At 38.5% G+C, this 16,917-nt stretch carries 16 protein-coding genes; 7 read left to right on the top strand and 9 right to left on the bottom strand.

Annotation, left to right across the window (positions count from 1 at the left end):
• Window positions 1–32: 32 nt before the first annotated feature.
• From CALSC_RS14040 to priA, 3 genes are all read right to left on the bottom strand, one after another.
• Window positions 33–1,211, bottom strand: a complete 1,179-nt coding sequence (locus CALSC_RS14040) for an NB-ARC domain-containing protein (RefSeq protein WP_159460620.1) — start codon at window positions 1,209–1,211, stop codon at window positions 33–35.
• Between the two features lie 45 nt (window positions 1,212–1,256).
• On the bottom strand, window positions 1,257–1,661 hold the full coding sequence (locus tag CALSC_RS14045) for a hypothetical protein (RefSeq protein ID WP_088241949.1): 405 nt from the start codon (window positions 1,659–1,661) through the stop codon (window positions 1,257–1,259).
• Window positions 1,662–2,077: 416 nt separating this feature from the next.
• Window positions 2,078–4,843 carry a primosomal protein N' gene (priA, locus tag CALSC_RS14050; RefSeq protein WP_088241950.1) on the bottom strand — a complete coding sequence of 922 codons (2,766 nt, stop codon included), beginning with the start codon at window positions 4,841–4,843 and terminating at the stop codon, window positions 2,078–2,080.
• Between the two features lie 802 nt (window positions 4,844–5,645).
• Between priA and CALSC_RS14055 the strand changes: the two genes are divergently transcribed.
• The gene (locus CALSC_RS14055) at window positions 5,646–6,824 is read left to right on the top strand and encodes an RpoD/SigA family RNA polymerase sigma factor (RefSeq protein ID WP_088241951.1); all 1,179 of its coding nucleotides are present in this window, start codon (window positions 5,646–5,648) and stop codon (window positions 6,822–6,824) included.
• Window positions 6,825–7,022: 198 nt separating this feature from the next.
• Here CALSC_RS14055 and CALSC_RS14060 read toward each other — a convergent pair whose 3' ends face one another.
• Window positions 7,023–7,667: a DUF3386 domain-containing protein gene (locus CALSC_RS14060; RefSeq protein ID WP_088241952.1), complete on the bottom strand. Its 645-nt coding sequence runs from the start codon at window positions 7,665–7,667 to the stop codon at window positions 7,023–7,025.
• A gap of 221 nt (window positions 7,668–7,888) precedes the next feature.
• Here CALSC_RS14060 and CALSC_RS27045 point away from each other — a divergent pair, with 221 nt between their 5' ends.
• Entirely contained in the window at window positions 7,889–8,056 is a 168-nt protein-coding gene (locus tag CALSC_RS27045; RefSeq protein WP_200817635.1) for a hypothetical protein, read from the top strand.
• A gap of 86 nt (window positions 8,057–8,142) precedes the next feature.
• Here the strand turns inward: CALSC_RS27045 and CALSC_RS26500 are convergent, their stop codons facing one another.
• Window positions 8,143–8,292, bottom strand: coding sequence for a hypothetical protein (locus CALSC_RS26500; RefSeq protein ID WP_159460621.1), 150 nt, complete (start codon window positions 8,290–8,292; stop codon window positions 8,143–8,145).
• Here CALSC_RS26500 and CALSC_RS14070 point away from each other — a divergent pair.
• Window positions 8,291–8,953, top strand: coding sequence for a HEAT repeat domain-containing protein (locus CALSC_RS14070; RefSeq protein ID WP_088241953.1), 663 nt, complete (start codon window positions 8,291–8,293; stop codon window positions 8,951–8,953). The genes CALSC_RS26500 and CALSC_RS14070 overlap by 2 nt on opposite strands.
• A 125-nt stretch (window positions 8,954–9,078) precedes the next feature.
• Here CALSC_RS14070 and sipA read toward each other — a convergent pair whose 3' ends face one another.
• The 3 genes from sipA to CALSC_RS14085 form a co-directional block, all read right to left on the bottom strand.
• Entirely contained in the window at window positions 9,079–9,354 is a 276-nt protein-coding gene (gene sipA, locus CALSC_RS14075) for a regulatory protein SipA (RefSeq protein WP_088241954.1), read from the bottom strand.
• Between the two features lie 124 nt (window positions 9,355–9,478).
• Complete coding sequence (locus CALSC_RS14080) at window positions 9,479–10,498, bottom strand: sirohydrochlorin chelatase (RefSeq protein ID WP_088241955.1); 1,020 nt, start codon at window positions 10,496–10,498, stop codon at window positions 9,479–9,481.
• Window positions 10,499–11,074: 576 nt separating this feature from the next.
• Window positions 11,075–11,566: a hypothetical protein gene (locus CALSC_RS14085; RefSeq protein WP_088241956.1), complete on the bottom strand. Its 492-nt coding sequence runs from the start codon at window positions 11,564–11,566 to the stop codon at window positions 11,075–11,077.
• Window positions 11,567–12,303: 737 nt separating this feature from the next.
• Here CALSC_RS14085 and CALSC_RS14090 point away from each other — a divergent pair.
• The 4 genes from CALSC_RS14090 to CALSC_RS14105 all read left to right on the top strand — a co-directional run bounded on the left by CALSC_RS14090 (window position 12,304) and on the right by CALSC_RS14105 (window position 15,606).
• Window positions 12,304–13,134 (top strand): UbiA family prenyltransferase, encoded by an 831-nt coding sequence (locus CALSC_RS14090; protein WP_088241957.1) that lies wholly within the window; start codon window positions 12,304–12,306, stop codon window positions 13,132–13,134.
• Window positions 13,135–13,253: 119 nt separating this feature from the next.
• On the top strand, window positions 13,254–13,913 hold the full coding sequence (locus CALSC_RS14095) for an HAD family hydrolase (protein ID WP_088241958.1): 660 nt from the start codon (window positions 13,254–13,256) through the stop codon (window positions 13,911–13,913).
• 76 nt (window positions 13,914–13,989) lie between these two features.
• On the top strand, window positions 13,990–15,075 hold the full coding sequence (locus tag CALSC_RS14100; protein WP_088241959.1) for a RuBisCO accumulation factor 1: 1,086 nt from the start codon (window positions 13,990–13,992) through the stop codon (window positions 15,073–15,075).
• A gap of 219 nt (window positions 15,076–15,294) precedes the next feature.
• Entirely contained in the window at window positions 15,295–15,606 is a 312-nt protein-coding gene (locus tag CALSC_RS14105; RefSeq protein WP_235006791.1) for a hypothetical protein, read from the top strand.
• A 106-nt stretch (window positions 15,607–15,712) separates the two neighbouring features.
• On the opposite strand, the gene CALSC_RS14110 is transcribed toward CALSC_RS14105, so the two are convergent.
• A complete protein-coding gene (locus CALSC_RS14110) occupies window positions 15,713–16,600 on the bottom strand; it encodes an aspartoacylase (RefSeq protein ID WP_088241960.1) in 888 nt (295 codons plus the stop codon).
• Window positions 16,601–16,917 lie beyond the last annotated feature (317 nt).

A 16,917-nucleotide genomic window follows, 5' to 3' on the forward strand; every position in this document is an offset into this window, starting at 1 on the left:
TAGTAGTGACTGAAGAAAAAGGTTTTAGATAATCAATATACTGCCTTAGAATTAATATTTTGGGCTAGTTTCCAATGATGTTTATAGACTCGCAATAAAAAATTCTTTTCTGGTAATGGAAGATTATCCGGTAGATCATTTGGTGAATTTAGGTTATATTGTTTTACATAATATTCAACAAATTTTTTATTAGTTTCAGCAAGTAATTTTTTAACTTCATTATTACTAATAAAATATCGCCGCAGATGTTCATGTAGTTGAATAACCTGTTGACCAATATCATATTTTTTTAGAAGTGATAAGTAGTATAACTTGCAACATAGAGTATGAACATCCACTTTAATCTCTGATAAATTCCAAATTTTCTCAATAATAGAGCAGGGAATATCTATATCTGCCGAAAATATAAATAACTCTTGAAAGTATTCTTTTTGTTCTCTGGTGAGATATTTTAAGCTTTCTTCTATAGTCATAAATATCTCATTTTCATGATCGAAATTCGTCCAATCTTTTATCTTCTTTATAAGATTATCTATGACAATTTTTGGTGCAGGGGGATGAGGCATATTCATCTGTACTTGAATATCCTTCAAAGCTAAATTTAATAAAATAGGCCAATCATAGAGTAAATCTGCTAATTCTTCGACTTTTTTTTGGTCATTTTTGTCAATTTCAGCTTTACCTTCAAAAGGCTTTATTAACACCGCAACCGACTCTCTTTTATCGAAAGGCTTTAAATCTATTAACTTCAAATCATTACAGTCAGAGAAGATATCTAACCTTTGAGTAGTTATTAAAAATTGACATGATTCTCCAGAGCTATCTAAAAATAAAGTTAATTCATCTTTGGTTTCTACATTATCTAATACAACCAAAGTAGGTTTCTGACTCCACTGTTGAACTAAATCATATGGTTCAACATCTTCTACAAAATAACCCGTCAAGTTTTTATATAATTTTCTAAGTGCTTTCTTTGCATCTAAATTATCTCTAATTTCAATCCAAAAAATACCACCAGTAAAATATTGCTTGATACGAGGTTCATAACAAACCATCTTAGCTAAGGTAGTTTTACCATAGCAATGGGGACTCCACAAAGCTGTCACGGATTTATGTTGAAACAATTCACTGACTACTTCGTTAATATTTTCAGTACGTTTAACAAAAATAGAAGATCCATCAAGCTTAGGAACGTAGAATGGTGGTTGCACTACTTGGGATGGTAAATAACCCGTTCCCAATCCGGGCGACTGTAGTCACAAGTTAAATTCTTGTTTCTCAATCTTGACAGGTGCTTGGTAGAGATTAGCAATTTTTTCTGCCAGCTTTGTAAAATTCTGAATGGTGGAAGGCTGGGATTTGAAAGTATTTGCTAAAGCTTGAACCATTGCCGCAATTTCCGTATCTGATTGAGCAGCTTTTTCTACCTTCTCCACTAACACTGCTTCACCGTAATCCAGTGGTTGCTGTGTAGCTAATTCTGGATTCTTTACCACCTTTTCTATAGCAGTTGCAGTATTAGGAGACTTGCGTTTGAGTAAGGATAGTAACTTCCCACCTCGCTCAAGAACCGATTCTCCCAGTTTTTCACCTGATTTTTCAATGGCTTTGGTTAACACAAGAGTGGCGATCGCTGCTGCTGTTAGTTCTACTGGCTCCATAAGTCACACCCTAATTCTATTTGGGGGTATATATACAATGGTGACAAAAAATCAGCACTTGGATGCAGGGGTTAAAAATACTTAAAATATTCTCGTTCTAGAACACCGATTCACTAATGCCATTTTTACTTAGGGTCTGCTGAATAACTGAAAAATATTGATTTATCAATGCTTTGAGGCTATTTTGTTAGGGAATAAGTGCAAGGAGATTAGGATTTTAGGTTTAAAATCCTTGCATCTGTTATTTTTTGTGGTGTGATAAATTTCCGGCAAATTCTGTTAGTTCACACGACTTGGAAGGTTAATATTCTCAAAAACTACTGAAACAGCGTAGTTTCGTTTAAATGGTATCTTGTCTCAACCTCTAAAATCTTTTCACAACAAAGATTTTAGAGAAACCTTCCAAGTGGTGTAGCTCACATGATGTTGACTGGATCTACATCAATCGTCAAACTCACTGATGGAGGACAGAGTTGGCGAATATCTTCCCACTTGGGCAAATCAGGTAAATTGTCTGGGGCGATTTTCAGCAGGATTTGCCAACGATAACGATTAGCTACTCGCAAAATACTGGCAGGTGCGGGCCCCAATATATCTAAACCTTCTTGCTGTGGTAAGGCTGTAGCTATTATTTGGGCAGTATTTTGTACTAATACAGGATCTACACTACTTAACCGCAATAAAATCAATCTACCATAAGGAGGATAATTTAGTGCTTGCCGTTGTTCTAATTCTCCTGCCACAAAGCCATGATAATCATGTTCTCTTACTGCTTCAATGACAGTATGTTCCGGTGTATAAGTTTGTACTATTACTCTACCCACATCTTCTCCTCTTCCTGCTCTCCCAGCCACTTGAGTTAGGGTTTGAAAAGCTCGTTCGCTGGCACGGTAATCTGATAAATGTAGTAGTCCGTCTGCTGCAACTACTCCTACAAGAGTAACTTGGGGTAAGTCCAAACCCTTGGTAAGCATTTGCGTCCCAATTAACAAATCTGCCTCACCGTTGGCAAATCTAGTTAACAAAGTACGGTGGGCTCCTTTGGTACGGGTAGTATCGCTATCAAAACGGATGAAACGCAATTCAGGAAATTGTTTGGCTAATTCCTGGGCGACTCTTTGAGTTCCGCTACCGAAAAATTTTAAATAAGGAGAACTGCATTCTGGACAATTTGAGGGATGTGCCTGTACGTAATTACAGTAATGACAGCGTAATAATTGTGTTGCGCCCTTCTCGGTATGGTGATAAGACAAAGATACATCACAGTGAGGACATTCAATTACATATCCACAGCTACGACAAGAAACAAAGGTACTATGTCCGCGACGATGAATAAATAATATACCTTGCTGACCCCGTTCTTGCATTTGTCGTAATGCTGTTTGTAAACCCCTGCTAAATATAGAACGGTTTCCCTGTTGTAATTCTTGCCGCATATCTACTATTTCTACAGGCGGTAGAGGACGGGAGTTGATCCTTTCGGGAAGGGAGAGGTAATGGGAGGAGTGAGGGAGTGATGGTGTGGGGGAGTGATGGTGTGGGGGAGTGATGGTGTGAGGGAGTGATGGTGTGGGGGAGTGATGGTGTGAGGGAGTGATGGTGTGGGGGAGTGATGGTGTGAGGGAAGATGTTACTTCTTTCCCTCCATCCCTCCTTCCCTCTTCCCCTCCTTCCCTCCTTCCCTCTTTCACTCCTTCCCTCTTCCCCTCTGTCCCTCTTTCCCCTCTTCCCTCTTTCACGCTTAACCAAGTCTCCAGGGAGGGTGTAGCTGTACCTAGTAATAACAGACAATTTTCTAACTCTGCTCGCCATCGAGCAACGGTACGAGCATGGTAGGTGGGAATGGGAGAATCTTGTTTGAAACTGCTGTCATGTTCCTCATCCAAAATAATTACACCCAAGTTAGATAAGGGAGCAAATACGGCACTGCGAGTACCAATGACTACTTGGGGTTCTCCTGTTAACATTTGTCGCCAAGAGTCAAATCTTTCTCCTTCAGAAAGGGCACTATGATAGATGATGATTTTATTCCCAAAACGGCTACGGAAGCGATCTGTGAGTTGGGGGGTGAGTCCAATTTCTGGTACTAACACCAAAGCTGATTTACCACGGGCTAATAAAGGAGCGATCGCTTGTAAATATACTTCAGTTTTACCAGAACCAGTGACTCCGTGTAAAAGTGCTGTGGCAAAACCATCTAACCCCTGAATAGTTTCTAATACATGAGTTTGGGCTGGTGTGAGTAATTTTATTTGTTCTGCTTTTATTTCTTCTCCCGCCACGGGATTTCGCAATACTTCCCTGTCATCAACAATAATGTAACCCTTCTGTGCCAAGTTTTTGAGAATTGAGGAACTGGCGTGACAAATTTGCAGCAATTCATTTTGCCACATATCACCACCCCGTTGTCTGAGTACTCCTAATACTTCTCGCTGACGGGGGGTTAAGTCATTTTCAAAAGTATTCTTGAGCAGGGTGACAGCCTTTTGTAATTTAGGTTGAGAAAATCTTGGTGGTTCTAAATAGCTTTCTACCAAACCACACTGTAATAATTCCCTTACACCCCGCCAAGCACCCCTAATTTGCCTTTGTAGATAAACAAAACTGTAATCTCCCTGGGGTTGCGATCGCAACAAATCCAAAATCTGTCTAGCGGCTTCCGAGTAAAAATCAGACGAATGAGCAAATCCAGCTTCTAAAACCCCTTGTCTCCCTTGTCCCCTTGTCCCCCTTGTCTCCTGCTCCCCTGCTTCCCTAACTAAACGAATGCGCCGTTGGGAACGCCCCAACAAGCCAGGTGGGAGAGCTACCTTAATCACTTGCATCAAGGGTGTATAGTAGTATGCAGCTACATGATTGAGTAATTCCCAATAAGTTTGAGGAAAAAATCCCGTACTCACCACATCTTCCACATTCCGCACTTTTTCTGGGGGGACATCCCTAGGAAGCTCAGTCAATAGCCGAATCCCTATACCCCCCAAAATTTGCCTCCCAAATGGCACACTCACAATATCTCCCGGCTTGACTTGTAATTGTGGAGGTAAACCATAGGTAAATAGCCCTGTAACTCCTGGACAATCTACCAATACTTCAATCCAGCCAGATCCCCTATTATCAAGGTTATAGTTTCCTCCTGGCTGGGAAACCACCAAAGGAAGTACATTTACCCCATCAATATACATAGTTCCTAATTCTTTTATAAATTAAAAAAAACTCCGTAGTGCTTAATTCACCATAGTTAACTTCACCTGAGTATATGCACTCTTTGGGAGAAAATGTAGTGACCAATACTTTCACAAGACATAATACTTGATAATTTTCATTTTATGTATGTAATCTTCTGGAAAAAGAAATCTCATCCTATGCAGCACCTATTGATATGCAAATGATAACTAGAAATTGTCTGATTATTTTTATTAATTTTGTTTATTAATGTAATTGCACCCCATCGTTTACCTCTATTGATAGATATTCAAGTGCTTCAGTATATGAGATCCTTATTCATTAGGGTACATATTGTTAGAGTAGATAGAGTCAAATCAATATACTCACGCTCAAGTCTTCAGGATGCATAAACCCAAACTCAAAATCTCTGACATATTTTCTGGAAAAGTTCATAAAAAGCCAAACATGCCTTAAAAACAAATAATTATTTCAGAATTTGGTACGATCCGAGTTTTTTTATATTTGTTAAGTTTAGGCAATTTTGATTGAGGACATTAGACATTTTTAGCAAGTGAGCGCACAAATAGGAGAAAATATGTGTTGAGTGTAAAACAGTCAAAACTATACTATTTTAGGCTTTAATGTGAGACAGACTGTAGTTTGTCCTAGAAGATAAAATCTGGCTAACATCAACACAAATAAAATTCCCCAGGATAAGCATAAATTAAGTATCAGATGTTGATACTTTGCTAGCAAGATAATGTGTTTATCTCCGCAGTTGAGACTAGTAAGCCACTTAGAGCAGCTGTCATTACATATATGTACCAAACCAAGCAAAAATCCCCAAAGGAAACTATGAATATTGCTGAATTGGGACCAATACAAATCACAGAAAATGCTGCTGAGAATGAGGATAACTTTCTCAATCATCTTGAAAGTTTAGCAACAGTGGCAGAGAATGAATCCCCATTGGCAGAAAATTTAAATATAGATAAAAGCCTTGGGGGTCAAATGGCGGTAGCAAGACCTTCGGGATACAATAAGACTGAGAATGATGATGCTGTGGGTGCTTTTTTCAAGGAAATGGCACGTTACCCACTGCTGAAACCAGATGAGGAGGTGGAATTAGCGCGGCGAGTGCGCTTTTTAGAAGATGTAAGAGTTAAGCAAGCTTCCTTAAACAAAAAGCTGGGGTATTCACCTAGTAAAGAAACAGTAGCACAGTGTTGGGAACTGACAGAAAAGCAACTGGAACACCGTTTGTATCAGGGAAAGGTAGCGAAGCGCAAAATGATTCGCTCCAACCTGAGATTAGTAGTTTCCATCGCCAAACGTTATCTCAATCGAGGAGTTCCTTTCCTAGATTTAATTCAGGAAGGTGCTATGGGCTTAAATCGGGCGACGGAAAAGTTTGACCCCGATAAAGGGTATAAGTTCTCTACCTATGCCTATTGGTGGATTAGACAGGCAATTACTAGGGCGATCGCTAATGATGCCCGTACAATACGTTTACCCATCCATATTGTCGAAAAGCTCAACAAACTCAAAAAAGCACAACGAGAGCTGAAACAAAGACTGGGGCGCAACCCCAACGATGTGGAAATAGCAGATGCTTTAGAAATTCCCGCAAACCAACTTCGTCAACTACAGCAACTGCGGCGACAAGCACTTTCCCTGAATCATCGTGTCGGTAAAGAAGAAGATACGGAACTCATGGATTTACTGGAAGATGATGAAAATCTATCTCCAGAAGCCAGAATGAATGAAACCATGATGCGAAATGAAATTTGGGAAGTTCTTTCTGATGTCCTCACACCAAGAGAAAAGGATGTGATTTCCCTTCGTTATGGTTTGACGAGTAGTGAACCTTGTACCCTAGAAGAGGTGGGTAATATGTTTAACCTTTCTCGGGAGCGAGTTAGACAAATCCAAAGTAAAGCTATGCGGAAATTGCGCCGTCCCCACATTGCTAAACGTCTTAAGGGTTGGTTGGTTTGACTTATATTCTTTTATTCTTCGGTCATAAGTCAAAAGTCCATAATTGTTTTATCCACAGCTTATAATTTTATGTGGTAGTCAATTTCACCTCTGTGTAGCCTGAGCCATACGGAGGTGAAATTTATTAAGTATCTAAGTATTGTTGATCATTCCTGGCGATAATCAGTGAAGCTGATATTAATTGGCTGTTTTCGCCAATTAATCTAATAACTGAATATTAGAAAAGATAAATTCCTGGACTAAGGTTTTACCTTCTGTTTCAGTGCTAATCTGGCGACGATTGAGGATAGAATATTTACCCACCTTCTGATATTCATCTTCAAAATTGCTTTTTCCACCCCTTTGTTCACCAGTTTTGGGATCGTGGTATACAGAATCATAACGGTGAGAAAGATAGCCTTCCCCAGTATCATGACTACTAAAGGTATTAATAGTAACCACAATTCCGTGAATTTGGCGATGAACTAGGCATACTTCATTATTACGGAGCTTGTATTTATCTCCCTCTGACTTACCACCCACAAAAATTTCGATCGCGCCAGTTTCATCGGTATCGCCATAGCTAAAGGTGTTTGCACCGTGGGTATCTTCAAAACTGCGACGGATGCGGTGAATTCCTATTTCCCATAACTGATTATGAATTGCTTTTTGAGCTTGCTCGTTGTCTACATCAAAGACTTCCGCTTTTAAATCGGAGCTGATACGAGTTTTACCTGTAAATACCTGTTCTCCATCCTTAAAAGTAATTTCCGCAGTGTAACCGGGGAAATTATTATCCCAAGTGTAGCGGTTTTCGTAAGCAGCACGGAAAAGATCTTGAGCCGTTGCTTTTGTGGTTGTCATCAAGTTCTCCTATGTTCAGTTATTTTCGCTGTTATCTTTTCTGTTACTAGCATAAAATTGACTGCTCCCCTGCCTAAAGGGCGAGGGGATTCTAAAAAGATGCTACGGGAAGGGTTAAAACCGTGTCCTGTAGCTTCTGATTAGCTGTCACCCAGATATAAATCCGGGTGGGATGAGTCAAAGCACCCCTACACACTCCACTCAAATCAAGTCCAAGTGTTGTGCTTACTTTATGGATTATATTAGCTGCACCATTACAATCTGCATTGATGTACCAATTCGTTGCAGTGCGGAATAAACCACGTTTAATTCTACAACCAGAAGACTTCCAATCAACGGGTTTCTCACCGTGTTTTGGTAGTGTATCACCATCAACAATTGTGGGATAAATCTCACCGTACCAGGCTTCATCCCCTGTCTAAAGGACGAAACGCGCAACTGTGTTGCTATTTCTGCTGGGGCTTTCACCCTCTCGTTACACTTCTGGTAATTGTGATGCAGGTATAGTCCCTAATAGATAAACTTTAACGATGGTTAATTTGTCCAACCGAAAACTCTGATAACCAGAATCAAGATATTGAAAAATATGATTAACTGAAGAAATATATTCCCCTATTGCTGTCATGGAACTCCATAAAATTGAAGAAAATTTAAATAATCCAGATTTTCAGCATCGACTCAAAGCTGTCTCTGCTCTTAAAGATTATGAATCTGATGTTGCTGTACCATTACTAACCAGTAAATTACGGGATCAAGAATTTTTGGTACGTTCTTTTGTGGCGATGGGTTTAGGTAAGCAACAAACAGCAGAATCATTCGCTGCTTTGATGCAAATTATGAAATTTGATGATAACCCTAATGTCAGAGCAGAAGCCTCTAATTCCCTTTCATTATTCGGGAGAGTTGCAGCCTCCCATCTAGTATTAGCTTTTTACAAAGATGATCATTGGTTAGTTCGTCGCAGTATTCTCGGAGCATTAGCAGATTTACAATGTTATGAAGAATTGTTTGATGTATGCCTAGAAGCTATTAAGGGTGAAGACACAACAGTACGGGAGTCGGCTGTTGATGCCTTGGGGATGTTATCTAGTACTAATCAGCGCGTACTCGCATTATCTCAACTGCTCTTACTTACTAGCCATGAATCAGAACGGATACGGATCCATGTTGCTTATGCTTTGAAACAATTTGACGAGCCGCCAGCAAGAGAAGCGTTAGAACAACTCCGACAAGATACAGATCACCGGGTTGTAGCAGCTGCATTGGAGGATTTGTTGGAGGAGTGAGGGAGTGAGGGAGTGGGGGAGTGAAGAAGTGGGGGAGTGAGAGAGTGAGAGAGTGAGAGAGTGAGAGAGTGGGGAGTGTGGGAAGTGTGGGAAATAGAAATAATTGATAGTTTTACTCTATTTTATTAGTTCTCCGAAATGGGGTTTTGTTCGCCGTTATCAGTTGCTTGTGGTTCTGCTGTGTCTTCTATTGATTCAATGTACTCACTGTCCAGAAGAAAAGATCCATTAGCAAAACGAATACCCCAATATCCACCAGGGCGACGGTCTAATACAATACCCTCCTCCCCTAAATGAATTAAATCAGGGGGACGAAGCATGGGCATGGGTTCAGCAGTTTTTATGTAGTTAGGTAAAGCTACTACACGGACTTTACTACCAATGACAAACTCTTTAGACATGTTCAAAAAATTTTGATTTTTATTCCTGTAACATTTCTGTTAGTTGAGCTGACGAAATATTTGGAATTATATTTTTTCACTCCCTAACTCCTTCACTCCTTCACTCCTTCCCCCCTTCCCTCAATTACAATGCTTTCCAAATCCTTTGATGGTACTGTTCTATATCTGCATAGGGGTCTACGGGGGGATGGGAATGGTCATGTCCGTGATGGCTATGATCATGTCCATGATGGTGATGGTAATGGTGGGTATCTCCCTTTGCAGTCAGACGAAATTTACACATTTCACAGTTCATTTGTACTTGTCCCAGTTGGGTTTCAACTTCCCGCGATCGCAATACAGAAAACAACTGGGGATGCAAACCCATTTCTGGCAAACAGGTAATGGAAATATCTGGGTGTGCTTCCTGTTGTTGGGCTGTGATATTAAAGATTTTTTTCACTAATGCACCAGTAAACAGAAAGTATGGTAAGACAATAATTCGTTTTGGTTGATAAAGCCTAGCACGACGGAAACCTTCTTCTAATCTGGGGTGGGTGATACCAATAAAGCAAGTTTCCACTGTGGAGTAACCACTACCTTCCCACATGATGCGAGCCAATTTATAAACATCACTATTGGCATCGGGATCGCTGGAACCACGACCAATAAATAATAGTACCGTATCTGCGCGGGAGATTCCTTGAGGATTGTGTTCTGGTTTATCTAGCTGTGCTAATCGTTGTTGCCATAATTCGATAATGCCAGGGGTAATACCAAAATGCCGCCCATAATGGAACTTGAGTTGGGGATATTTGGCTCTAGCCCGGTCTAATTCGTTGGTAACATCAAATTTATTGTGGCGGGCTGCAAATAACAGGATTGGTAATACAGAAAGTTCCGTGTAGCCATTATTAATACACTCATCTACCCCTTCTTGGATTGTGGGTCCAGTTAGTTCCAAAAAACAAGGGAGAACTGGACGGGATCGATCTAAGGCTTGATAAGCGATCGCAAAATCTAGTAGGGCTTGTCTTCCTTCTGTGTCTTTAGTACCATGCCCAATCATCAACAATGGACGTTGAATGGGTAAAGGGGGCAATTCTGGAATTTGGTTACTTATGGACTCCAAGTCGGTAACAATTCCGCTATCAATAATAGACATTTTTGCTCAAGGCTCCTTTTCCGTGCAACGCAGAAAATAGAGGATATCATAAACAAATAGGTGTTCTGGCTCAGACAATGATTCGGAGGTAGAGTGAGTTAAAGTTCATAACTCATTACTGATCATTCTTTCACAGTTGCGGCACAGCCACGGATTTACACCGGTGTTTCCCTATTCTGTTCGGTTCACAGTTGCTTAATTATCTTAGCTGATCTGACTCATTTTCTAAACACTAGCTGGAAAATGGGGAGTTGGGAGTTGGGAAGAAGTATTTTTATACTTGGTTGTGGGCAAAATCACTCGTGGGGGCTGACTTTAAACAATACTAAGGCAATTTTTGATTGACAGGTATGTTTTGGAAATACTAGATATTTTTTGCTCACGGGACTTGAGTGTCAAGTTGGCAATATTGCCAACCTGATCTATTTTTTCTCGAAAGTTATACCAATTCAAACAATGTTTGCGACACATCCATTTTTCGTAAGGGCACGGCACCAGTAAGATCATTTTATATATTAAAGGATTGGCCCATGCCGTGCCCCTAACCATCTGTCCCATTCTTTTTTCAAAATGGGATTACTTTTTTTGCTGCTGTTGTAATTTTTGTCGATGCTGGCGAACTTTCTTGCGGTATTCGTTTACTTGTTGTTTTTGTGACTCCGTCAGCACATCTTCTTTGTCTTTTTCAGAAGCAATATAAATTTGTTGCAAACGTAACTGTTGATCATTGGACAGTTTGATGCTGGCATAAACTTGTCTAGGAGGTTGACCTGCATCGATAGCAGCCTTAATTTTTTGTTTCTGTGTATCTGTTAATACACCTTCCATGTCCACTTTTCTTTTCTCAAGAATTTTTTTGATTTTGGCTATTTGTTCATCTGTTAACTTAATTTTGGGAGGCTGAGGAAGCTTTTGCTGTGTTGCGGTTTGAGCAATATGGAGGGATTTGGGGTAGATAGTTTCTGCTTGGACAGAGCTAGGTGGAATGATAAAAGAAGTGAAGGTAAGAATGGCGAGCGTATATTTAGCGATTGCTCTAGTTGTTTTTGTTAATTTTTTGCCGTTCATTAATATCAAATGCCTCTTAGATTTGTCCCGTGTAATCTCCACAATTATAGAAATTCCTCACCCTCTTGTGTGCTGACCAGTCATAACAATTTTGGATTTTAGATTTTGGATTGTCACCTCATGCCTAAATTCAGAGGCTTGAAATACCCATACAGCAAGGTCTTAGGGATTTACTCAATGAATGACCGCATCAAGAAATGAATTATTGCGAAAGAGTGGTTATGCCTCGCCGCACAATTATTTTGCTTTGTCCATAAATAATAGGCAAGTAGAGAAGTATCAAATTAAGTCATGCTGGTAAAAAAATTATAAATAAACCATCATCAAATCATCAATTCTTAACTTTTTAAAAGCTGTATTATTAGCTAATTAAATATAGAGATTTATTTATATTTTACAAATCTGATTAATATGAACAATATCTATATTATTGGTTGAGATAATATATGTATTAACTGTCATCCGGGCATGATATTGGACATTCATTTAATTTATGGGGAACTTGAAGACTATAGACATGCCCATTGATCATTATTTGTGCTAGCAGCAATTTAGTAAATATAGATATTTCTCATATATAGTAATTGCTCAATCTGAAAATTGAGTGAATCTATATTGTCATATTGCCAACAAAAATTAGCCACAAAATGATATTTTCAGTTATCTATAGATGCGTAAATTCTGAAGATGAAAAATCAATCAATTAACCAACGTATATTTATTAGTTCAAATATCTCATGTACTCATTCATCGGAAAATCACTAGCCTTTTTCAAGAAAGAATCATTTAGAGACTTTCTGGAAATTATTAGGCTTAAATTTCATCTCAATTTTGCCTTTGTTATTTTAGGTGCTGCCACCTTCGCTGAACAAATTGATGCGAAACTCATATTTTCTTTATTTGTAATGTACATATCTTTTAATGTGTGCCTTTATGGTGGTATTTACACTATCAACGCCATTACAGATCTGGAGAAAGACTCTAAACATCCTCTCAAAAGAAATCGTCCTCTGCCTTCTGGAAGAATTAGTAAAACTTCGGCTAGTATCTTAGCAATATGCTTAATTAGTATAGGATTATTGTTTGGCTTTTTCTACTTCAGTACAAACATTGGACTAATTTATATTGCTTTTATTGGCATTAATCTCTTCTATTCATTGGTAGCCAGAAATATTCCTTACCTAGAATTATTTTTCAATGCCATTACTATGCCTACTAGACTACTTCTAGGTACGTTTTTAGTTGCAGATGGCTTTGTACCTAATTTATTAGTGTTTGCAGCATTATGTATGGGAATTGGATTCTTATCTGTTAGGAGGATTGTAGAAAAAGATATAGATAATTGGAAAGAAACTCGTCCGGCACTCAAAGCTTATCAAGGTAATATTATGCTTTGGACACAAATTGTATTTTTTGTGGGGCTGCTAATAGCATTTATGTTCGATCCTTTCATTCAAAGAACCTTTATTGGTTATTTGTCAATGATTATTTATTACGTTGTATTTTGTTTGGGAGTACACATTTCTCAACCAATTAGAAATTATTGGCGGCACTTTTATGGATATTAAATAATATCCATTAATTATTAAGCTTTAGTGTTCTGGGGAATAATGAAAAATACAACACTAATTCCCCCCTCATTTTTTATTAAATCATCCTTGATTATACTAACTAACATGTTTGGATTATGCGAATGAATTTATTGGATATTTTTGTGATTCAACGAGAAGAAATAAAAATTGATTCTCAAAAAATCAAAGCAGTGATTTTTGATGTAGATGGGACTTTATATCATCTCAAAAAAATATATAACATGGTGCGGCTGGAAATAATTAATTACTATCTACGAAATCCCGGAAAAGTTGGAGATATTCAAATTATTACCGATTTTATGCGAGAAAGGGAGAAACACGCCTTGGATGTGGTGGATGATGTAGAAAATGCTCAATATGAATGGGCTGCAAAAAAAACCCATTCTTCACCAGAAAAGGTGCGTCAAGTAGTAGACAAATGGATTTTTCAGGTTCCTTTAAAATATATGTATCATTGTCGTCGTACAGACGTATTAGAGCTATTTCATAAGCTGATAATTAACGGTATTGCTACTGGGGTTTTTTCCGATTATCCAGCAGCCGCCAAGTTAGAAAAATTGGGTTTATTTCCTCAATGTATTGTGAGTGCTACAGATAAAAATGTCGGTAAACTCAAACCAGATCCCAAAGGATTATTGATTGCTGCTGATATTTTGGGGGTAGCAGTGGAAGATTGCTTACTAATTGGCGATCGCGATGATAGAGATGGAGAATGTGCTAGGCAGGCCGGAATGCCATACTTAATATTAGATTGATGCAAAATTAGGCGTTGTATTGCAGCATTTAACCATAAAATAATACTTGGTACTCAAAAGTCTTGCTGCCTCAATTATGACCAATCTGCCACCTAATCCTGAAAATTCTCAGAATCCACCAACTGAAGAAATTACCGAAGTAATCCGAAAATTACGGCAAAAACAAGGTACTTGGGTCGAATGGGGACAAGGTTGTGCTTACTTACAAAAGGCTGGGTATACTCCCCAGGATATTTTTGAGGAAACAGGCTTTGAGCCGATTCAGCAAAATCAGGTGATTGTGGGGTCACAGGTTTATGCTTCTGTAGAAAAAGTAGGGGTATCTGAAGCTGCGCGATCGCACTACTCTACCAGAGGTAGTGATGTTTTGTATGAACTGCGTTTGCTCACCCAAGAAGAACGAGCAGCAGCAGCAGAATTGACTTTTCAGTATCAAATTGATTGTGATGAAGCGCGGGAAGTCGCCAGAGCTATTAAAGATTTTTCCCGGTTTCGTAACCTACCAGAAGGGTTTTCCCAACATCCAGGGGATGCAGTAGCTTATCAATGTTTGAAATTGGCGCGGCAAAACTCAGATTTACAAGTGCGATCGCGTCTCATCGCTAGGGGTTTAAAATTTGTTCAGACCCCCACCGCAAGACAACAAATAGAACAACTACTGACAGATTTTACCGTCGATCCCAAACGACCCGCACCCACTCTCCCCTTTTACCGTCCTGATTCTGAGGCAGAAATGCCCCGCATAGTACCAGTAGTGGGCGAGTTACCATTAACACTACAAGACTTGCAGAATGTTCCCTTAGTAGAAGGAATCGAACCATTTGGTATAGTTAAATTTGCCGGAGAGCAAGCCTGGGTTCCCTTACCAGGATGGCAAGTGGTACTAAGTGCTGAAGATCCGATGGTGATTTTGTGTAATAGCGATCGCTTTCCCAGCCAAACTAAAGCCGCACCAGAACAGGTGATGGTAATTATTGATCGCGCTCAACGGGAATGGGAAGTTGGCAGCTATTTTGTAGTAGATAATGGTGGAGAATTAGACTTTCAGTGGTTTGAAAATACCCCTGAGTTAAATTTATTGGGTCGCATTTTAGTAATTATGCGTCCGAAAAAAATTCTGGATGAGTTATTAAGTTTAGATTCTTGGCAAATTGATGAATAAAGCGATCGCGAATTTCCGGATTACACGGATCTGTGTAATCTGTTTAATCCTTGTTCAGAATTAAATATCAGGTACAAATCTCTAACTTTTTAGCAAAGGTAGAGATTTATTTGTTTACTTTTCTGGAATGATTGGGAATGGACTTGGTTTAATGTATAACAGCAATTTAGGAATACATTCTCTATCAATTTAGCACTAAAAAATCAAGGAATTTTCATCATGTCAGACACTACAAAAACTGCCTCTATACCTGAAACAGAAATAACCAATACTTCTGAACCACCCAATCCTCATCAGCATAAATCTCAACCCAATACAGCAGCTTCAGAGGCACTTTTTAAGAACTGGAGAACAACTGCAATTGGCGTAATTCTATCTTTTACTGGATTTGTCGCTTTCTCCCCTAGTACTTTTGGTGGGGAACAAGCTACTTTTGTTCAGTTCTGTAAATATATTACTTCTGGTGGACTTGCAGCTTTAGGTGTTTACTCGAAAGATTTCAACGGCCCTAATGGAACTAAAGAACAGTAAAATAAATTTATTTCAGGTGCATTTACATGAGATTAATATTCATTAGAGACGTGATATATCACGTCTCTACTTGTTTTAATTTATATTAGTAATTCCCAATGCCAAATTAATAATTTATTTCCAGCATTTTCTTTTGAGTCAAACACATAGCTATACCTTTTTCATAATAAGCAACCTCATTAATAAATAAAGGATATACAGTGTATTCTCCTTCATAAAAAATAGTTTTACCATCAAAATTAATAAACATAGGATCCCCAGGATGTAATGGTTCATAATCCCTTCCTTGTAGCTGGGGATGTATCATCGCTTCAATTTCTCCAGCCGAGTTTTTGGGATAATCCACTACCCTTAAATGTTGATATATATTGATAACAGTAATTTTCTCTCCAGAATTACCTTGATTGTCAGCATCCAAGTAATCCAACATCTCATAAATTAACTGCTCTGTTTTTTGGAAAATAGCAGCATTTAAACTACCTGGTGCAACTGGTCCCACTTCAATGGAAAAACCGCGATCACACAAGGAATTTAGAAAGCAATTTTCTTTACCCAATTCAGTCCAACTATAAATTTTCACCTCTGGATTGATAGTACTGAGATATGCTGCGACTCGGAGATTAAATGGTTTGTGATTAACCAGAATAATAGATAATCCCATATTCGCAGATGTACTATGTAAATCTAAAATAAAATCAACCTTAGCATTACCTTTTGGGCCGAAAATCTGATTAATTTCTTTTGCTCGTTTTTCCTCCATAGTTGCCAGATTTTCATTCTGTAAATCAGAATTTAAGAAACAGCGATTTAAATCTTTTCCCACATATCTTTTTACCTGTTTAAATGCTTGTTGATTAGCAAGCATAGTCATAGTATTGAAACTCTCTCTTTTAACTAGTTGTGGTGAATTGGCAAATTTTTTTACCAGGTAAACTCCTGTAAATTCATTACCATGAGTTCCTCCCACAATAGCTACTTGCTTAATCTTATCCATCTTATTTCCTCTCTTTATTCTGGGTAGCAACTCTGTATCATCAATATCGGGTGTGTAGTGCCTAATGCAATAATTTCCCTATAATTATGTGTTGAATAATATACACCCTGAATGTAAATATTCACAACATTCTATAATTACTACAACTATTTATCAAATAGTAAAAATACAGATATATAAATTCCTGTACCCATAACCCAAAAAACAAGATTGGATAGGCTCAATCCCTCCACCATTAATACTTCTAATTTATGAGTACATTATTAATTGCTCAACGAACAGATAGATTGAGGAATGAGATACTAAATGAATGCAAT

Source organism: Calothrix rhizosoleniae SC01 (genome assembly GCF_900185595.1).
Lineage (GTDB): Bacteria > Cyanobacteriota > Cyanobacteriia > Cyanobacteriales > Nostocaceae > Calothrix_A > Calothrix_A rhizosoleniae.

What these genes read in the sequence shown, in the direction of transcription:
- CALSC_RS14085 (WP_088241956.1), bottom strand. Translation starts at nt 11,566, where the DNA reads ATGAACGGCAAAAAATTAACAAAAACAACTAGAGCAATCGCTAAATAT.
- priA (WP_088241950.1), bottom strand. Translation starts at nt 4,843, where the DNA reads ATGTATATTGATGGGGTAAATGTACTTCCTTTGGTGGTTTCCCAGCCA.
- CALSC_RS14060 (WP_088241952.1), bottom strand. Translation starts at nt 7,667, where the DNA reads ATGACAACCACAAAAGCAACGGCTCAAGATCTTTTCCGTGCTGCTTAC.
- sipA (WP_088241954.1), bottom strand. Translation starts at nt 9,354, where the DNA reads ATGTCTAAAGAGTTTGTCATTGGTAGTAAAGTCCGTGTAGTAGCTTTA.
- CALSC_RS14090 (WP_088241957.1), top strand. Translation starts at nt 12,304, where the DNA reads ATGTACTCATTCATCGGAAAATCACTAGCCTTTTTCAAGAAAGAATCA.
- CALSC_RS14070 (WP_088241953.1), top strand. Translation starts at nt 8,291, where the DNA reads ATGGAACTCCATAAAATTGAAGAAAATTTAAATAATCCAGATTTTCAG.
- CALSC_RS14080 (WP_088241955.1), bottom strand. Translation starts at nt 10,498, where the DNA reads ATGTCTATTATTGATAGCGGAATTGTTACCGACTTGGAGTCCATAAGT.
- CALSC_RS14045 (WP_088241949.1), bottom strand. Translation starts at nt 1,661, where the DNA reads ATGGAGCCAGTAGAACTAACAGCAGCAGCGATCGCCACTCTTGTGTTA.
- CALSC_RS14105 (WP_235006791.1), top strand. Translation starts at nt 15,295, where the DNA reads ATGTCAGACACTACAAAAACTGCCTCTATACCTGAAACAGAAATAACC.
- CALSC_RS14095 (WP_088241958.1), top strand. Translation starts at nt 13,254, where the DNA reads ATGCGAATGAATTTATTGGATATTTTTGTGATTCAACGAGAAGAAATA.
- CALSC_RS14110 (WP_088241960.1), bottom strand. Translation starts at nt 16,600, where the DNA reads ATGGATAAGATTAAGCAAGTAGCTATTGTGGGAGGAACTCATGGTAAT.
- CALSC_RS14100 (WP_088241959.1), top strand. Translation starts at nt 13,990, where the DNA reads ATGACCAATCTGCCACCTAATCCTGAAAATTCTCAGAATCCACCAACT.
- CALSC_RS26500 (WP_159460621.1), bottom strand. Translation starts at nt 8,292, where the DNA reads ATGACAGCAATAGGGGAATATATTTCTTCAGTTAATCATATTTTTCAA.
- CALSC_RS14055 (WP_088241951.1), top strand. Translation starts at nt 5,646, where the DNA reads ATGTACCAAACCAAGCAAAAATCCCCAAAGGAAACTATGAATATTGCT.